Source organism: Sutcliffiella sp. FSL R7-0096 (genome assembly GCF_038595065.1).
Classification (GTDB): Bacteria; Bacillota; Bacilli; order Bacillales; family Bacillaceae_I; genus Sutcliffiella_A.
On record NZ_CP152003.1, the window covers coordinates 134,235 to 151,230 of the forward strand.

Genomic DNA, 16,996 nt, shown 5'->3' on the forward strand with positions numbered 1-16,996 from the left:
TTTGGGTAGAACCTGTAGATTATAAGGGAGGTAGGCCCCTTGCTAGATGTTAATAATTTTGAATATATGAAAATAGGCCTTGCTTCACCCGACAAGATCAGATCCTGGTCTTTCGGGGAAGTCAAGAAGCCTGAGACAATTAACTATCGTACATTAAAGCCAGAAAAAGATGGGTTATTCTGCGAAAGAATTTTCGGTCCTACAAAGGATTGGGAATGTCACTGTGGTAAATACAAGCGCGTCCGTTATAAAGGCGTCGTTTGTGACCGCTGTGGAGTGGAAGTGACAAGAGCGAAAGTTCGTCGTGAACGCATGGGTCACATCGAGCTAGCTGCTCCTGTATCTCACATCTGGTACTTCAAAGGCATCCCTAGCCGTATGGGTCTTGTTCTTGACATGTCCCCACGTGCATTAGAGGAAGTCATTTACTTTGCATCTTACGTGGTAACAGAAACAGGCGACACTCCTCTCGAGAAGAAGCAGCTGCTTTCTGAAAAGGAATTCCGTGCATACCGTGAAAAGTATGGCCAGACATTCCAAGCAGCCATGGGTGCAGAAGCAATCAAGAAACTTCTTTTTGACATCGATTTGGAAAAAGAAGTGGATACACTGAAAGAAGAGCTTAAAACTGCTCAAGGACAACGTCGTACAAGAGCGATTAAGCGTCTGGAAGTATTGGAATCCTTCAGGGGATCCGGCAATGAACCATCTTGGATGATCCTTGATGTACTACCTGTCATCCCTCCTGAATTACGTCCGATGGTGCAATTGGATGGTGGTCGTTTTGCGACTTCCGACTTGAATGACTTGTATCGTCGTGTAATCAACCGTAATAACCGTTTAAAACGTCTTCTTGACCTTGGTGCTCCAAGCATCATCGTACAGAACGAAAAACGTATGTTACAAGAAGCTGTTGATGCACTTATCGACAATGGTCGTCGTGGCCGTCCGGTAACAGGACCTGGTAACCGTCCATTGAAATCTCTTTCTCATATGCTGAAAGGGAAGCAAGGTCGTTTCCGTCAGAACTTACTAGGAAAACGTGTGGACTACTCTGGTCGTTCCGTTATCGTAGTTGGACCTAACTTGAAAATGTACCAATGTGGATTGCCTAAAGAAATGGCCCTTGAGCTATTCAAGCCTTTCGTCATGAAAGAACTTGTAGAACGCGGGCTTGCACATAACATCAAGAGTGCAAAGCGTAAGATCGAACGCGTACAACCAGAGGTTTGGGACGTATTGGAATCCGTTATCAAGGAACATCCAGTATTACTAAACCGCGCACCAACTCTACACAGACTAGGTATTCAAGCATTTGAACCTACACTTGTAGAAGGCCGTGCTATCCGCCTACATCCACTTGTATGTACAGCATACAACGCGGACTTTGACGGAGACCAAATGGCTGTTCACGTACCATTATCTGCTGAAGCACAAGCGGAGGCACGCATTTTGATGCTTGCTGCCCAAAACATCCTTAACCCTAAGGACGGAAAACCAGTAGTAACACCTTCCCAGGATATGGTACTTGGTAACTACTACTTAACTCTAGAGCGTGAAAAAGCTGTAGGTGAAGGAATGGTATTCAAAGATACGAACGAAGCCCTTATTGCTTATTCGAACGGATATGTGCATCTGCACACACGTGTGGCGGTCTATGCCGGATCTTTAAATAACGAAACATTCACCGAAGAGCAAAAACAAAAGCTTCTGATCACGACAGTAGGTAAGTTGATCTTCAACGAAATCCTGCCGCCGTCATTCCCTTACATTAACGAACCAACAAAGTTCAACTTAGAAGTGAACACTCCTGAGAAGTACTTTGTGGAAAAAGGTGCGAATGTAAAAGAGGCAATCCAATCACAAGAATTAATCGATCCATTTAAGAAGAAAATCCTTGGAAATATCATCGCTGAAGTGTTCAAACGCTTCAAGATCACGCAAACATCCGAAATGCTTGATCGCATGAAGAACCTTGGATTCCGTTACTCTACAAAAGCTGGTATTACAGTTGGTGTAGCTGATATCGTGGTTCTTAAAGAGAAAGATGAAATCTTGGTGGAAGCACAAACAAAAGTAGATACAGTCCTGAAACAATTCCGCCGTGGTCTTATTACAGAGGAAGAGCGCTATGATCGTGTTATTTCCATCTGGAGTGCTGCGAAGGATAAGATCCAAGGGTTGCTAATGGAGTCCTTGCCACGCCTGAACCACATCTTCATGATGAGTGATTCCGGTGCCCGTGGTAACGCATCTAACTTTACACAGTTAGCTGGTATGCGTGGTCTGATGGCCAATCCATCTGGACGTATCATTGAATTACCGATCAAATCCAGTTTCCGTGAAGGTCTTACGGTATTGGAATACTTCATCTCTACTCATGGTGCGCGTAAAGGTCTTGCCGATACAGCACTGAAAACTGCCGATTCCGGTTACTTGACTCGTCGTCTTGTAGACGTAGCACAGGATGTTATCGTCCGTGAGATAGATTGTGGAACAGACCGTGGTCTACACATTACTTCTCTGAAAGATGGCACAGAAGTAGTAGAGAAATTAGAAGAACGTTTAGTCGGCCGTTATGCAAGAAAAGCTGTGAAGCATCCTGAAACCGGGGAAGTTCTTGTGGCGGGTAACGATTTAATCACTGAAGACCTTGCTACAACCATTGTAGAAGCAGGCGTGGAAGATGTTTGGATCCGCTCTGTATTCACATGTGACACTCGTCATGGTGTATGTAAAAAATGTTACGGCCGCAACCTTGCGACTGGCTTAGAAGTAGAAGTGGGAGAAGCAGTTGGTATCATCGCTGCCCAATCCATCGGTGAGCCAGGAACTCAGTTGACGATGCGTACATTCCATACAGGTGGGGTTGCAGGAGACGATATCACTCAAGGTTTACCGCGTATTCAGGAAATCTTCGAAGCGCGTAATCCGAAAGGTCAAGCGGTCATCTCTGAAATTGATGGGGTCGTAACATCCATCAACGAAGGCCGTGATCGTCAGCAGGAAATCACTGTCCAAGGTGAAGTAGAAACGAGAAACTACACAGTGCCATACACTGGTCGCCTGAAAGTCGGCGTGAATTCAGAAGTATCCCGCGGTCAGGAACTAACAGAAGGTTCCATCGATCCGAAAGAGCTACTGAAAGTGAAAGATATGGTCTCTGTACAGGAGTACCTACTGCTTGAAGTTCAAAAAGTATACCGTATGCAAGGGGTAGAAATCGGCGACAAACACGTAGAGGTAATGGTTCGCCAAATGCTACGTAAAGTACGTGTCATCGATGCTGGTGATACAGATGTACTACCAGGAACACTACTTGATGTTCACCAATTCACCGATGCAAACGAACGTGTGCTTCTTGAAGGCAAAACACCTGCAACAGGACGTCCTGTATTGCTAGGTATTACAAAAGCGTCCCTTGAAACGGATTCCTTCTTGTCTGCAGCTTCCTTCCAGGAAACAACAAGAGTCTTGACAGACGCTGCAATCAAAGGAAAACGCGACGAGTTACTGGGACTTAAAGAGAATGTTATCATTGGTAAGCTAGTTCCAGCTGGTACAGGTATGAACCGTTACCGCAAATTCGATCTAACGAAAGAAGTGGGCCAGGAAGAACCTGTAACAGTAGAATAAAAGAAAGATTGTCGGGCAGCCCCCGACAATCTTTTCAATGTTATTCGAGAAAGTGTTGACATTCAAAAATAGAGATGGTAATATAGCAAAGGTGCTTATATAACCTGTTGCTTTGGAGGATATGTTAATGTCTTATGAAAAAGTGATGCAGGCAAACACCTTCATTGTTGGTACTAAACAAACAGTGAAGGCGCTGAAATCCGGAACAGTAAAAGAGGTTGTCATTGCAGAAGATGCCGATGTGATTGTCACACAGAAGGTTGTCCAAACTGCCAATGAGCACAACATACCAGTCTTAAAAGTAGATTCGATGAAAAAACTCGGAAAAGCTTGCGGGATTGAAGTCGGTGCCTCCGCTGTTGCGATCATTCATTAAAAACTGTTTTTGTGAGTGCAGATTCGCAAAGACTTTGTTTTTTACCTAAAAATGAACCACCTGGATATGTGGTCTTAAAACACTAGGAAGGAGGAAATATTAATGCCTACTATTAACCAGTTAGTCCGCAAAGGACGTACAAGTAAAGTTGTAAAGTCAAAATCTCCAGCTTTGAACAAAGGTTATAACAGTTTCAAGAAGGCTCAAACTGATGTGTCTTCACCTCAAAAACGTGGTGTATGTACTCGTGTTGGTACAATGACTCCGAAGAAACCGAACTCCGCATTACGTAAATATGCTCGTGTTCGTTTAACTAACCAAATTGAGGTAACTGCTTATATCCCAGGTATCGGTCACAACCTACAAGAGCACAGCGTAGTTTTAATTCGCGGCGGTCGTGTAAAGGATTTACCAGGGGTACGTTACCACATCGTTCGTGGAGCACTTGATACTGCGGGAGTTAACAACCGTATGCAAGGTCGTTCTAAATATGGTACTAAGAGACCAAAAGCACCTAAGAAGTAATAAACTTCAAACTGCTTAACATTAAGTTACCCGAAAGGAGGAAAATAATATGCCACGTAAAGGCCCTGTTGCAAAAAGAGACGTATTACCAGATCCGTTATACAACTCTAAATTAGTAACTCGTCTTGTAAATAAATTAATGATCGATGGTAAGAGAGGGAAATCTCAAGCTATCATCTATAACGCATTCAAACTAGTTGGTGAGCGTTCCGGACAAGAACCTATGGAAGTGTTCGAACAAGCTATGAAAAACATCATGCCTGTTCTTGAAGTAAGAGCACGTCGTGTAGGTGGAGCAAACTACCAAGTACCTGTAGAGGTGCGCCCAGATCGTCGTACAACTCTTGGACTTCGTTATTTAGTTAACTACTCTCGTCTTCGCGGTGAGAAAACGATGGAGGAACGCTTAGCTAACGAAATCCTTGATGCTGCTAACAACACTGGTGCTTCTGTTAAGAAGCGTGAAGATATGCACAAAATGGCAGAAGCAAACAAAGCGTTTGCTCACTACCGCTGGTAAGATCACATACTATCTGGAGCTGTTAAGACAAGTACTTAACAGCTTTAGGTATAAATTAAATCTAGTTACTTAGGAAGGAGAAATACACTATGGCAAGAGAGTTCTCCTTAGATAAAACACGTAATATCGGTATCATGGCTCACATCGATGCTGGTAAAACAACGACAACTGAGCGTGTTTTGTTCTACACAGGACGTATTCACAAAATCGGTGAAACTCATGAAGGTGCTTCTCAAATGGACTGGATGGAGCAGGAGCAAGAGCGTGGAATCACAATCACATCTGCTGCGACTACAGCTCAATGGAAAGGCCACCGCGTAAACATTATCGATACACCTGGTCACGTAGACTTCACTGTTGAAGTTGAACGTTCCCTACGTGTACTTGATGGAGCGGTAGCAGTTCTTGATGCACAATCTGGTGTTGAACCACAAACTGAAACAGTTTGGCGCCAAGCTACAACTTATGGTGTTCCACGTATCGTGTTCGTTAACAAAATGGACAAGATCGGTGCAGATTTCTTATATTCTGTAGGAACTATCCATGACCGCCTTCAAGCTAACGCTCATCCAATTCAACTTCCTATCGGAGCTGAAGATGAGTTTGAAGGTATCATCGACTTAGTAGAAATGGTTGCATACTTCTACGAAGACGACCTAGGTACTCGTTCTGAAGCGAAAGAAATTCCTGCTGAGTACAAAGACAAAGCTGACGAGTATCGTCAACGCTTAGTGGAAGCAGTAGCAGAATTAGATGAAGAATTAATGATGAAATACCTAGAAGGAGAAGAGCTTACTACTGAAGAGTTGAAAGCTACTATCCGTAAAGGTACTTGTGACGTTAACTTCTACCCAGTAATCTGTGGATCTGCATTCAAAAACAAAGGTGTTCAGTTAATGCTTGACGCTGTTATCGATTACCTTCCAGCGCCAACAGATGTACCTTCAATCAAAGGTACTATACCTGACACTGAAGAGGAAGTAACTCGTGAACCTGGAGACGACAACCCGTTTGCGGCTCTAGCGTTTAAAGTTATGACTGACCCTTATGTAGGTAAATTAACGTTCTTCCGTGTGTACTCTGGTACATTAAACTCCGGATCTTACGTTATCAACTCTACAAAAGGTAAGCGTGAGCGTGTAGGACGTATCCTACAAATGCACGCCAACAGCCGTGAAGAGATTCCTGTTGTATATTCCGGAGACATCGCTGCTGCAGTTGGTCTTAAAGACACAACTACTGGTGACACTCTATGTGACGACAAAGACCAAGTTATCTTGGAGTCCATGGACTTCCCAGAGCCGGTTATCCAATTATCTGTTGAGCCTAAATCCAAGGCTGACCAAGATAAAATGACAACTGCTCTTCAAAAATTGCAAGAAGAAGATCCTACTTTCCGTGCACATACAGATCAGGAAACTGGTCAAACAATCATCGCTGGTATGGGTGAACTTCACCTTGACATCCTGGTTGACCGTATGAGACGTGAATTCAAAGTAGAAGCTAACGTTGGTGCGCCTCAGGTTGCATACCGTGAAACGTTCCGTGGATCTGCTAAGGTTGAAGGTAAATTTGCTCGTCAATCTGGTGGACGTGGTCAATTCGGACACGTTTGGATCGAATTCGAACCAAACGAAGAAGGAAAAGGCTTCGAATTTGAAAACAAAATCGTAGGTGGAGTAGTACCTCGTGAGTACGTACCTGCTGTTCAAGCTGGTCTTGAAGACTCTATGAAAAACGGTGTACTAGCTGGTTACCAACTAATTGATGTGAAAGCTGCATTGGTTGATGGTTCTTACCATGACGTTGACTCCTCTGAGATGGCGTTTAAAGTAGCTGCATCTTTAGCTCTTAAAAATGCAGTATCCAAATGTAACCCTGTAATCCTTGAGCCTGTCATGAAAGTTGAAGTAGTGACACCTGAAGAGTACATGGGAGACATCATGGGTGGTATCACTTCCCGTCGTGGTCGTGTAGAAGGTATGGAAGCTCGCGGTAACGCTCAAGTTGTTCGTGCTATGGTTCCACTATCTGAAATGTTTGGTTATGCAACATCCCTACGTTCTAACACACAAGGACGCGGAGTGTTCACAATGCATTTCGATCACTATGAAGAAGTTCCAAAATCGATTTCTGAGGAAATCATCAAAAAAAATAAAGGTGAATAATTGATTTTCACCTAATCTTGTTTTATAAATAGTATGTAGGTTAATAAGTGGAAATCACTTGTTAATAACATATAAAATAAAAAATTAATGAAATTCTAAGGAGGATATAACAATGGGTAAAGAGAAATTCGATAGATCCAAGACTCATGCTAATATCGGTACAATCGGTCACGTTGACCACGGTAAAACTACTTTAACAGCTGCAATCACTACTGTTCTTGCTAAGAAGAGCGGTAAAGGTGCTGCAATGGCATACGACATGATCGATGCTGCTCCAGAAGAAAGAGAGCGTGGAATCACAATTTCTACAGCTCACGTTGAGTACGAAACTGAAACTCGTCACTATGCGCACGTTGACTGCCCAGGACATGCTGACTATGTTAAAAACATGATCACTGGTGCTGCTCAAATGGACGGCGGAATCCTAGTAGTATCTGCTGCTGACGGCCCAATGCCACAAACTCGTGAGCACATCCTTCTTTCTCGTCAAGTAGGTGTACCTTACCTTGTAGTATTCTTAAACAAATGCGACATGGTAGACGACGAAGAATTACTTGAATTAGTTGAAATGGAAGTTCGTGACCTTCTTTCTGAGTACGATTTCCCTGGAGACGATGTTCCTGTAATCAAAGGTTCTGCTCTTAAAGCTCTTGAAGGAGATGCTGAGTGGGAAGAAAGAATCGTTGAGCTTATGGCTGCAGTTGATGACTACATCCCAACTCCAACTCGTGACACTGAAAAGCCATTCATGATGCCAGTTGAGGACGTATTCTCTATCACTGGTCGTGGAACAGTTGCTACTGGACGTGTTGAGCGTGGACAAGTTAAAGTTGGTGACACTATCGAAATCATCGGTTTAACTGAAGAGCCTAAATCTACTACTGTAACTGGAGTAGAAATGTTCCGTAAGCTTCTTGACTATGCTGAAGCTGGAGACAACATCGGTGCACTTCTTCGTGGGGTTGCTCGTGACGACATCCAACGTGGACAAGTATTAGCTAAGCCTGGTACAATCACTCCACACACAAAGTTCAAAGCTGAAGTTTACGTACTATCTAAAGAAGAGGGTGGACGTCACACTCCATTCTTTACAAACTACCGTCCTCAGTTCTACTTCCGTACAACTGACGTAACTGGTATTTGTAACTTACCTGAAGGCGTAGAAATGGTTATGCCTGGCGACAACGTTGAGATGACTGTTGAACTTATCTCTCCAATCGCTATCGAAGAAGGAACTAAGTTCTCTATTCGTGAAGGTGGACGTACTGTAGGCGCTGGCGTAGTAGCGACTATCCAAGAGTAATTTTTGGATCTGAATAGATCTTTTACAAACCGGCATCCTGATTGAGGGGTGCCGGTTTTTGTGGTTTTTTGTTTTGGGATTACGGATCGGTTCGGCTAAAACTATGATAAATACCAGCATAGGCAACAAAAAATGAAAATTTTAAAGAAAAATGCCTCAGTTATTGTACTTGAAAAAAAAATGGTTCGGACAATTTATCACTGTCTTCGGACATCAAAGATGAGGTAAACGAGAGGTTCGGACAAAGTAAGGATCTGTTCGGACAACTTTTACCGACCTTTCGGACTTTTGGTTTTGGGGTTCGGACATTTCAGGCAAAACTTCGGACAAGAATCCAAAAACTTTGGACAAGTTCGCGAAAACTTCGGACAACTCTTTAAAAACTTCGGACATTTGACATGTCCATCCATCTCCAACAATTATCTGATATGCCCAGACCTTACCAACAGTGTATATGAAAATGAGATCATCCATCCCCAACATCTACAAAATGATTAGCCCGCTTCAGCAGCATCCGCCTCAGCAGCATCACTTAACCACCGCACTCCAACACGGACTCATCCACGCAAAATCCGTCTTTCTTCTATATAAATAAACACCAACCCTAACTGGAAAAAACTGAAATGAATAAATCTCCCGTCCACTGGTTGCAATAAACCACACTTCTCGTTATAATATGAAAAGTGCTCAGAGATTTATTTGAAATATAGTTGCATTGTCTATTAACTCCATGTATAATAGGTAATGTTGGTCTTTGACTGCGATGATGTGAAAGGTTGCTGGCACACCCGGCCGCTTTGCCATGGCGAGTGTGACAGGTTAATTTTCACGGAGAATGTCTATCAATAATATAGGCGAAAAAAGGAGGGAAAAATAATGGCAAAAGAAAAGATTCGCATTCGTTTAAAAGCTTATGATCACAGAATTCTAGATCAATCTTCTGAGAAGATCGTTGAAACTGCAAAACGTTCAGGTGCAACTGTTTCTGGTCCTATTCCGTTACCAACGGAAAGATCTGTATACACAATCTTACGTGCGGTACACAAATATAAAGATTCTCGTGAGCAATTCGAAATGCGCACTCATAAGCGCTTAATCGACATCATTAATCCAACACCACAAACGGTTGACAGCTTAATGCGTCTTGACCTACCATCTGGTGTAGATATCGAAATCAAGCTTTAATCAATAAATACTTAAAAAATCTAGGAGGTGTGACTGATGACCAAAGGAATCTTAGGAAGAAAAGTTGGTATGACTCAAGTTTTTGCTGAAAACGGCGATCTTATCCCTGTAACAGTAATTGAAGCTACACCAAACGTTGTACTTCAAGTTAAAACTGTTGAAACAGATGGATACGAAGCGATTCAGATTGGTTTTGCTGACAAACGCGATAAATTAGCGAACAAGCCTTTAAAAGGACACGTTGCTAAAGCGAACACAGCACCTAAGCGCTTCATTCGTGAAATCAGTGGAGCTAACTTAGAAGTTGGTCAAGAAGTCAAAGTTGATATTTTCGCAGAAGGCGATGTAGTAGATGTAACAGGAATTTCAAAGGGTAAAGGTTTCCAAGGCTCAATTAAACGCCATAACCAATCTCGTGGCCCGATGAGTCACGGTTCCCGTTATCACCGTCGTCCTGGTTCTATGGGACCTGTTGCTCCAAACCGTGTATTCAAAGGTAAACTATTACCTGGACGTATGGGTGGAGAGCGCATCACTATCCAGAACCTTGAGATCGTGAAAGTAGACGCAGAACGTAACCTATTACTTGTTAAAGGTAACGTACCTGGTCCAAAAAAATCTTTAATCACAATTAAAAGTGCTATAAAAGCAAACTAATTGTTTAGGAAAGGAGGAACTACAAATGCCTAAAGTAGCATTATACAACCAAGCTGGCGCAAACGTTGGTGAAGTTGAATTGGCAGATGCTGTATTCGGTATTGAGCCAAATAACAGCGTATTGTTTGATGCGATTGTTATGCAAAGAGCATCTCAACGTCAAGGTACTGCAAAAGTAAAAGGACGTTCTGAAGTAGCAGGTGGCGGACGCAAACCATGGCGTCAAAAGGGTACTGGTCGTGCTCGTCAAGGATCTATCCGCTCTCCACAATGGCGTGGTGGTGGTATCGTATTCGGTCCTACACCAAGAAGCTATAGCTACAAACTTCCTAAGAAGGTTCGTCGCTTAGCTATCAAATCTGCATTATCATCAAAGGTATTAGAAAACGAACTATTAGTATTAGAAGGATTAGCTTTTGATGCACCAAAAACAAAAGAAATGACTTCTGTATTAAAAGGTTTAGAAATCAATCGTAAAGCGTTGATCGTAACAGCTGACGCTGACGAAAACGTTGCTTTATCTGCTCGTAACATTCCTGGAGTAACAGTTGTTACAGTAACTGGTGTCAACGTATTAGACGTTGTAAACCACGATAAAGTAATCTTTACGAAAGACGCTGTTCAAAAATTAGAGGAGGTGCTTGCATAATGAGAGATCATCGTGATGTTCTTAAGCGCCCCGTGATTACTGAGCGTTCTACAGATTTAATGACAGAAAAGAAATATACGTTTGAAGTTGATGTTAGAGCTAATAAGACTGAAGTGAAAGATGCTGTTGAAGCGATCTTTGGCGTAGACGTTGAAAAAGTAAACATCATGAACTACAAAGGTAAATTCCGTCGTGTAGGTCGTCATAGCGGATTAACTAACCGTCGTAGAAAAGCTATTGTAACGTTAAAAGCTGATAGCAAAGAAATCGAATTCTTCGAGGTTTAATACAAAAATAAAAACATCATCGAAAAGGAGGGAACATGATGGCGATTAAAAAATACAAACCAACCTCTAATGGACGTCGTGGCATGACAGTTTCTGATTTTGCTGAGATCACTACAGACAAACCAGAAAAAAGCTTGCTTGCACCGTTACACAGAAAAGGTGGTCGTAATAACCAAGGTAAATTGACTGTACGTCACCAAGGTGGTGGACACAAACGTCAATACCGCGTCATCGACTTTAAGCGTGATAAAGATGGTATACCAGGACGCGTTGCTACAATCGAGTACGATCCTAACCGTTCCGCTAATATCGCGTTAATCAACTATGCAGATGGAGAAAAGCGTTACATCCTGGCTCCTAAGAACTTAGAAGTAGGAATGACTATAATGGCTGGCCCTGAAGCGGACATCAAGGTAGGAAATGCATTACCACTAATCAACATCCCTGTTGGTACTGTAGTTCACAACATCGAATTAAAACCAGGTAAAGGTGGACAATTAGTTCGCTCTGCAGGTACATCTGCACAAGTACTTGGTAAAGAAGGTAAATACGTACTTGTACGTTTAACTTCTGGTGAAACTCGTATGATTCTTTCTACTTGCCGCGCTACTGTAGGTCAAGTTGGGAACGAACAACACGAACTTATCAACATTGGTAAAGCAGGACGTTCTCGTTGGATGGGTATTCGCCCAACTGTACGTGGTTCTGTAATGAACCCTAACGATCACCCACACGGTGGTGGTGAAGGACGTTCACCAATCGGACGTAAATCACCAATGACTCCTTGGGGTAAACCAACTCTTGGATTCAAAACTCGTAAGAAGAAAAACAAGTCTGACAAATTTATCGTTCGTCGTCGTAAAAAATAACGGGGTTGTACTACGGTTCACAGGAGCCGTAGAGCAATCACGAAGGGAGGTTTCCACATGGGTCGCAGCTTGAAAAAAGGGCCTTTTGTAGATGATCATTTAATTGCTAAGATTGAAAAGTTAAATGAAACTGAGGGCAAACAAGTTGTTAAAACTTGGTCTCGTCGTTCTACTATTTTCCCACAATTTATCGGACATACAATCGCTGTATATGATGGCCGTAAACACGTACCAGTTTATGTGACAGAAGACATGGTAGGTCACAAGCTTGGAGAATTCGCTCCATCTCGTGCTTACAAAGGTCACGGAAATGATGATAAGAAAACAAAACGCTAAATAGAGAGGAGGCTTTTACATGCAAGCTAAAGCTGTTGCAAACACAGTTCGTATTGCTCCTCGTAAAGCTCGTCTAGTTATGGATTTAATTCGAGGCAAGCAAGTAGGCGAAGCAGTAGCTATTTTGAAGTTAACTCCAAAAGCTGCTTCACCAGTAATCGAAAAAGTTCTTAAGTCTGCTATTGCAAATGCAGAGCACAACTTTGAAATGGACGCAAACTCTTTAGTAGTATCTGAGGCATACGTTAACGAAGGTCCAACTTTGAAACGTTTCCGCCCTCGTGCTATGGGTCGTGCGAGCCAAATTAACAAACGTACTAGCCACATTACAATCGTGGTATCAGAAAAGAAGGAGGGATAACCAGTGGGTCAAAAGGTAAATCCGATCGGTCTTCGTGTAGGAGTCATTCGTGACTGGGAGTCCAAATGGTACGCAGGAAAAGATTACGCTAACCTGCTACATGAAGACATCAAAGTTCGCGAATACATCGCAAAACGTCTAAATGACGCATCTGTTTCTAAAGTAGAAATCGAACGTGCTGCAAACCGTTTGAACGTTACTGTTCACACTGCTAAGCCAGGTATGGTTATTGGTAAAGGTGGTACGGAAGTTGAAGCATTACGTAAAGCACTTAACCAACTAACTGGTAAACGTGTACACATCAACATCCTTGAAATTAAGAGAGCAGATTTGGATGCTAAATTGGTAGCTGAAAACATTGCTCGTCAATTAGAAAACCGTGTATCTTTCCGTCGTGCTCAAAAGCAATCACTTCAACGTGCAATGCGCGCTGGTGCGAAAGGTATTAAGACAATGGTTTCTGGTCGTCTAGGCGGTGCAGATATCGCTCGTTCTGAACATTATAGTGAGGGTACAGTTCCACTTCATACTCTTCGCGCTGATATTGACTATGGTACAGCAGAAGCTGATACAACTTACGGTAAATTAGGTGTGAAAGTATGGATCTACCGTGGAGAGGTCCTTCCTACAAAGAAGAAAAATGAGGAAGGAGGAAAATAATTATGTTATTACCAAAACGCGTAAAATATCGCCGCGAACATCGTGGGAAAATGCGTGGTAAAGCGAAAGGCGGTACAGAAGTACATTTCGGAGAGTTCGGATTACAATCTCTAGAAGCTTCTTGGATCACTAACCGTCAAATCGAAGCTGCGCGTCGTGCGATGACTCGTTATATGAAACGTGGCGGTAAAGTTTGGATTAAAATTTTCCCTTCAAAACCATACACTGCAAAACCTCTAGAGGTCCGAATGGGTTCCGGTAAAGGTGCTCCAGAAGGATGGGTAGCAGTTGTTAAACCTGGAAAGGTTATGTTTGAAATTTCAGGTGTATCTGAAGAAGTAGCTCGTGAAGCATTACGTTTAGCTATGCACAAGTTGCCAGTTAAATGTAAGTTCGTAAAACGTGAAGAAATTGGTGGTGAATCTAATGAAAGCTAATGAACTACGCGACTTAACCACTGCCGAGATTGAACAAAAAGTGAAATCTTTAAAAGAAGAGTTATTTAACCTACGCTTTCAATTAGCGACTGGTCAATTAGAAAACACTGCTCGTATTCGCGAAGTACGTAAGTCAATCGCTCGTATGAAAACAGTAGTTCGCGAGAGAGAGATCGCTTCTAACAAATAATCAAGAGGAGGTTCGCGAAAATGAGTGAACGTAACCAACGTAAAGTTTACACTGGTCGTGTTGTGTCTGATAAAATGGACAAAACAATCACAGTCCTTGTAGAAACTTATAAAACTCACGCACTCTACAGCAAACGTGTTAAGTACTCTAAAAAGTACAAAGCGCATGATGAGAATAGCACAGCAAAAACTGGCGACATCGTGAAAATCATGGAGACTCGTCCATTATCTTCAACAAAGCGTTTCCGTTTGCTAGAGGTAGTAGAGAAAGCTGTAATTATCTAATATATAAGTTCGGATATTTAATTCCGAAGGGAGGTACCATGCATGATTCAACAAGAATCTCGTTTGAAAGTTGCTGATAACTCAGGTGCTCGTGAAGTGCTTGCTATTAAAGTACTAGGTGGATCTGGTCGTCGCTACGCTAACATTGGTGATGTAATTGTTTGTACAGTGAAACAAGCAACACCAGGAGGCGTTGTTAAAAAAGGTGACGTAGTGAAAGCTGTAGTAGTACGTACAAAGCGCGGTGTTCGTCGTAATGACGGTTCATATATCCGTTTCGATGAGAACGCATGCGTAATCATCAAGGATGATAAGAGCCCTCGTGGAACTCGTATCTTCGGACCAGTTGCACGTGAACTACGTGATAACAACTACATGAAGATTGTATCTTTAGCTCCAGAAGTTCTGTAATAAATCGAAAAGATGTTTGTCAAGGAGGTGCGAAAGGATGCATGTCAAAAAAGGTGATAAAGTTGTAGTTATCTCTGGTAAGGATAAAGGTAAACAAGGAGTTATTCTTGAATCTTATCCTAAGAAAGACCGTGTTCTTGTAGAAGGAATCAACGTGATCAAAAAGCACGCTAAACCATCTCAAGAAAATCCTCAAGGTGGAATCATCAACCGTGAGGCACCTATTCATGTATCAAACGTTATGCCTTTAGATCCTAAGTCCGGTGAACCGACTCGTGTAGGATACAAGGTAGTAGACGGTAAAAAAGTACGTGTTGCTTCAAAATCAGGTGAACAATTAGATAAATAGAACGTTTAAGAAAGGAGGTACTTTTGATGAACCGCCTAAAAGAAAAGTATCAAAGCGAAATTATTCCTGCTCTAATGGGCAAGTTTAACTATAAATCTGTGATGCAAGCTCCAAAGCTTGAGAAAATCGTTATCAACATGGGTGTTGGTGATGCAGTATCAAACTCTAAAGCTCTAGATGCAGCTGTAGAAGAGTTGTCTTCTATCACTGGTCAAAAACCTGTTGTAACAAGAGCAAAAAAATCTATCGCTGGTTTCCGTCTTCGTGAAGGAATGCCTATCGGTGCGAAAGTTACATTACGCGGTGAGCGTATGTACGAATTCCTAGATAAGTTAGTATCTGTTTCCCTACCACGTGTTCGTGACTTCCGTGGAATCTCCAAGAAGTCTTTCGACGGTCGTGGGAACTACACTCTTGGAGTGAAAGAACAGCTTATCTTCCCTGAAATTGATTACGATAAAGTTAGCAAGGTTCGTGGTATGGATATCGTTATCGTTACTACTGCTAACACTGATGAAGAAGCTCGTGAGCTTTTAACATCATTCGGAATGCCATTCCAAAAATAATACCAGCGTGTGGTAGAGGGAGGCGAAAATGTGGCTAAAAAATCAATGATTGCGAAACAAAAGCGCACACCTAAATATAACGTGCAGGCTTACACTCGTTGCGAACGTTGTGGACGTCCCCACTCTGTAATCCGTAAGTTTAAGCTTTGCCGTATTTGTTTCCGTGAATTAGCTTATAAAGGCCAAATTCCTGGCGTTAAAAAAGCAAGTTGGTAAAACCCGATAATTGGGAAGGAGGTAAATTAAATGGTTATGACAGATCCTATTGCAGATATGCTTACTCGCATCCGCAATGCGAACATGGTACGTCACGAGAAGCTAGAACTTCCTGCTTCTAAAATCAAAAAAGAAGTTGCTGAAATCTTAAAGCGTGAAGGTTTCGTACGTGACGTTGAATTTATCGAAGACAACAAACAAGGTATCATTCGTATTTTCCTAAAATACGGTGCAAATAACGAGCGTGTTATTACTGGTCTTAAGCGTATCAGTAAGCCTGGTCTTCGTGTTTATGCAAAAGCAAATGAAGTACCTCGTGTATTAAACGGTTTAGGTATTGCGATCATCTCTACTTCTCAAGGTGTTATCACTGATAAAGAAGCTCGTCAAAAACAAGCTGGTGGAGAAGTATTAGCATACGTTTGGTAATAAATTTCTTTAAATGAACGGAGGTGTAACTATGTCACGTGTAGGTAAAAAACCTATTGAAATCCCAACTGGGGTTACAATTACAAACGACAACAACACAGTTACCGTAAAAGGTCCTAAAGGTGAATTAACTCGTACATTCAGCCAAGATATGGCTATTACAGTGGAAGAGAACGTATTAACAGTAGTACGTCCTTCTGATAGCAAAGAACACCGTACAATTCACGGAACAACTCGTGCACTTTTAAACAACATGGTTCAAGGTGTAACAAACGGTTTCGAAAGAGGATTGGAATTAATCGGGGTTGGTTACCGTGCTTCCAAGCAAGGTAATAAACTAGTTCTTAACGTTGGTTACTCTCATCCAGTTGAAATCACTCCTGAACAAGGGATTGAAGTGGAAGTACCAGCAAACACAAAGATCGTTATTAAAGGTATTGATAAAGAGCGCGTAGGTGCTTTAGCAGCTAACATTCGTGACGTTCGCCCACCAGAGCCTTACAAAGGTAAAGGTATTCGTTATGAAGGTGAACATGTACGTCGTAAAGAAGGTAAAACTGCTAAGTAATACGGCATAAGCAG

At 42.2% G+C, this 16,996-nt stretch carries 23 protein-coding genes; all 23 read left to right on the forward strand.

The genetic code is table 11. The annotated features are described in order from the left end of the window. Positions 1-39 precede the first annotated feature (39 nt). On the forward strand, positions 40-3,636 hold the full coding sequence (gene rpoC, locus MKY77_RS00695) for a DNA-directed RNA polymerase subunit beta' (protein WP_339148341.1): 3,597 nt from the start codon (positions 40-42) through the stop codon (positions 3,634-3,636). Between the two features lie 127 nt (positions 3,637-3,763). Then, a complete protein-coding gene (locus tag MKY77_RS00700) occupies positions 3,764-4,012 on the forward strand; it encodes a 50S ribosomal protein L7ae-like protein (protein WP_010191478.1) in 249 nt (82 codons plus the stop codon). Positions 4,013-4,114: 102 nt separating this feature from the next. Further along, positions 4,115-4,537: a 30S ribosomal protein S12 gene (gene rpsL, locus MKY77_RS00705; RefSeq protein WP_010191479.1), complete on the forward strand. Its 423-nt coding sequence runs from the start codon at positions 4,115-4,117 to the stop codon at positions 4,535-4,537. A gap of 49 nt (positions 4,538-4,586) precedes the next feature. Then, positions 4,587-5,057, forward strand: coding sequence for a 30S ribosomal protein S7 (gene rpsG / locus MKY77_RS00710; RefSeq protein ID WP_010191480.1), 471 nt, complete (start codon positions 4,587-4,589; stop codon positions 5,055-5,057). Positions 5,058-5,146: 89 nt separating this feature from the next. After that, on the forward strand, positions 5,147-7,225 hold the full coding sequence (fusA, locus tag MKY77_RS00715) for an elongation factor G (RefSeq protein WP_339148342.1): 2,079 nt from the start codon (positions 5,147-5,149) through the stop codon (positions 7,223-7,225). Positions 7,226-7,337: 112 nt separating this feature from the next. Next, positions 7,338-8,528 carry an elongation factor Tu gene (gene tuf / locus MKY77_RS00720; RefSeq protein ID WP_237665309.1) on the forward strand — a complete coding sequence of 397 codons (1,191 nt, stop codon included), beginning with the start codon at positions 7,338-7,340 and terminating at the stop codon, positions 8,526-8,528. 876 nt (positions 8,529-9,404) lie between these two features. Further along, positions 9,405-9,713 (forward strand): 30S ribosomal protein S10, encoded by a 309-nt coding sequence (rpsJ, locus tag MKY77_RS00725; RefSeq protein ID WP_010191483.1) that lies wholly within the window; start codon positions 9,405-9,407, stop codon positions 9,711-9,713. A 36-nt stretch (positions 9,714-9,749) separates the two neighbouring features. Further along, on the forward strand, positions 9,750-10,370 hold the full coding sequence (gene rplC, locus MKY77_RS00730; protein WP_339148343.1) for a 50S ribosomal protein L3: 621 nt from the start codon (positions 9,750-9,752) through the stop codon (positions 10,368-10,370). Between the two features lie 25 nt (positions 10,371-10,395). Further along, positions 10,396-11,019: a 50S ribosomal protein L4 gene (gene rplD / locus MKY77_RS00735; RefSeq protein WP_088016681.1), complete on the forward strand. Its 624-nt coding sequence runs from the start codon at positions 10,396-10,398 to the stop codon at positions 11,017-11,019. Continuing rightward, a complete protein-coding gene (gene rplW / locus MKY77_RS00740) occupies positions 11,019-11,306 on the forward strand; it encodes a 50S ribosomal protein L23 (RefSeq protein WP_010191491.1) in 288 nt (95 codons plus the stop codon). The genes rplD and rplW overlap by 1 nt, the downstream gene beginning before the upstream one ends. A 38-nt stretch (positions 11,307-11,344) precedes the next feature. Further along, a complete protein-coding gene (rplB, locus tag MKY77_RS00745) occupies positions 11,345-12,175 on the forward strand; it encodes a 50S ribosomal protein L2 (RefSeq protein WP_339149926.1) in 831 nt (276 codons plus the stop codon). A gap of 57 nt (positions 12,176-12,232) precedes the next feature. Then, a complete protein-coding gene (gene rpsS / locus MKY77_RS00750) occupies positions 12,233-12,511 on the forward strand; it encodes a 30S ribosomal protein S19 (protein ID WP_064097836.1) in 279 nt (92 codons plus the stop codon). Positions 12,512-12,530: 19 nt separating this feature from the next. Further along, positions 12,531-12,872 carry a 50S ribosomal protein L22 gene (gene rplV / locus MKY77_RS00755; protein WP_339148344.1) on the forward strand — a complete coding sequence of 114 codons (342 nt, stop codon included), beginning with the start codon at positions 12,531-12,533 and terminating at the stop codon, positions 12,870-12,872. A gap of 3 nt (positions 12,873-12,875) precedes the next feature. Continuing rightward, positions 12,876-13,532: a 30S ribosomal protein S3 gene (rpsC, locus tag MKY77_RS00760; protein ID WP_010191497.1), complete on the forward strand. Its 657-nt coding sequence runs from the start codon at positions 12,876-12,878 to the stop codon at positions 13,530-13,532. A gap of 2 nt (positions 13,533-13,534) precedes the next feature. Beyond that, positions 13,535-13,969, forward strand: a complete 435-nt coding sequence (gene rplP, locus MKY77_RS00765) for a 50S ribosomal protein L16 (protein ID WP_010191498.1) — start codon at positions 13,535-13,537, stop codon at positions 13,967-13,969. Next, complete coding sequence (gene rpmC, locus MKY77_RS00770) at positions 13,959-14,159, forward strand: 50S ribosomal protein L29 (protein WP_010191499.1); 201 nt, start codon at positions 13,959-13,961, stop codon at positions 14,157-14,159. The genes rplP and rpmC overlap by 11 nt, the downstream gene beginning before the upstream one ends. Positions 14,160-14,179: 20 nt before the next feature. Further along, positions 14,180-14,443, forward strand: a complete 264-nt coding sequence (rpsQ, locus tag MKY77_RS00775) for a 30S ribosomal protein S17 (protein WP_342515563.1) — start codon at positions 14,180-14,182, stop codon at positions 14,441-14,443. A 42-nt stretch (positions 14,444-14,485) separates the two neighbouring features. Then, complete coding sequence (gene rplN, locus MKY77_RS00780; protein ID WP_010191501.1) at positions 14,486-14,854, forward strand: 50S ribosomal protein L14; 369 nt, start codon at positions 14,486-14,488, stop codon at positions 14,852-14,854. 37 nt (positions 14,855-14,891) lie between these two features. After that, positions 14,892-15,203, forward strand: coding sequence for a 50S ribosomal protein L24 (gene rplX, locus MKY77_RS00785; RefSeq protein WP_339148345.1), 312 nt, complete (start codon positions 14,892-14,894; stop codon positions 15,201-15,203). A 26-nt stretch (positions 15,204-15,229) separates the two neighbouring features. Beyond that, complete coding sequence (rplE, locus tag MKY77_RS00790; RefSeq protein WP_339149927.1) at positions 15,230-15,769, forward strand: 50S ribosomal protein L5; 540 nt, start codon at positions 15,230-15,232, stop codon at positions 15,767-15,769. 30 nt (positions 15,770-15,799) lie between these two features. Continuing rightward, positions 15,800-15,985: a type Z 30S ribosomal protein S14 gene (locus tag MKY77_RS00795; RefSeq protein WP_060666600.1), complete on the forward strand. Its 186-nt coding sequence runs from the start codon at positions 15,800-15,802 to the stop codon at positions 15,983-15,985. Positions 15,986-16,015: 30 nt separating this feature from the next. Beyond that, positions 16,016-16,414, forward strand: a complete 399-nt coding sequence (gene rpsH / locus MKY77_RS00800; protein WP_010191507.1) for a 30S ribosomal protein S8 — start codon at positions 16,016-16,018, stop codon at positions 16,412-16,414. 31 nt (positions 16,415-16,445) lie between these two features. Beyond that, positions 16,446-16,982 carry a 50S ribosomal protein L6 gene (rplF, locus tag MKY77_RS00805; protein WP_339148346.1) on the forward strand — a complete coding sequence of 179 codons (537 nt, stop codon included), beginning with the start codon at positions 16,446-16,448 and terminating at the stop codon, positions 16,980-16,982. Positions 16,983-16,996 lie beyond the last annotated feature (14 nt).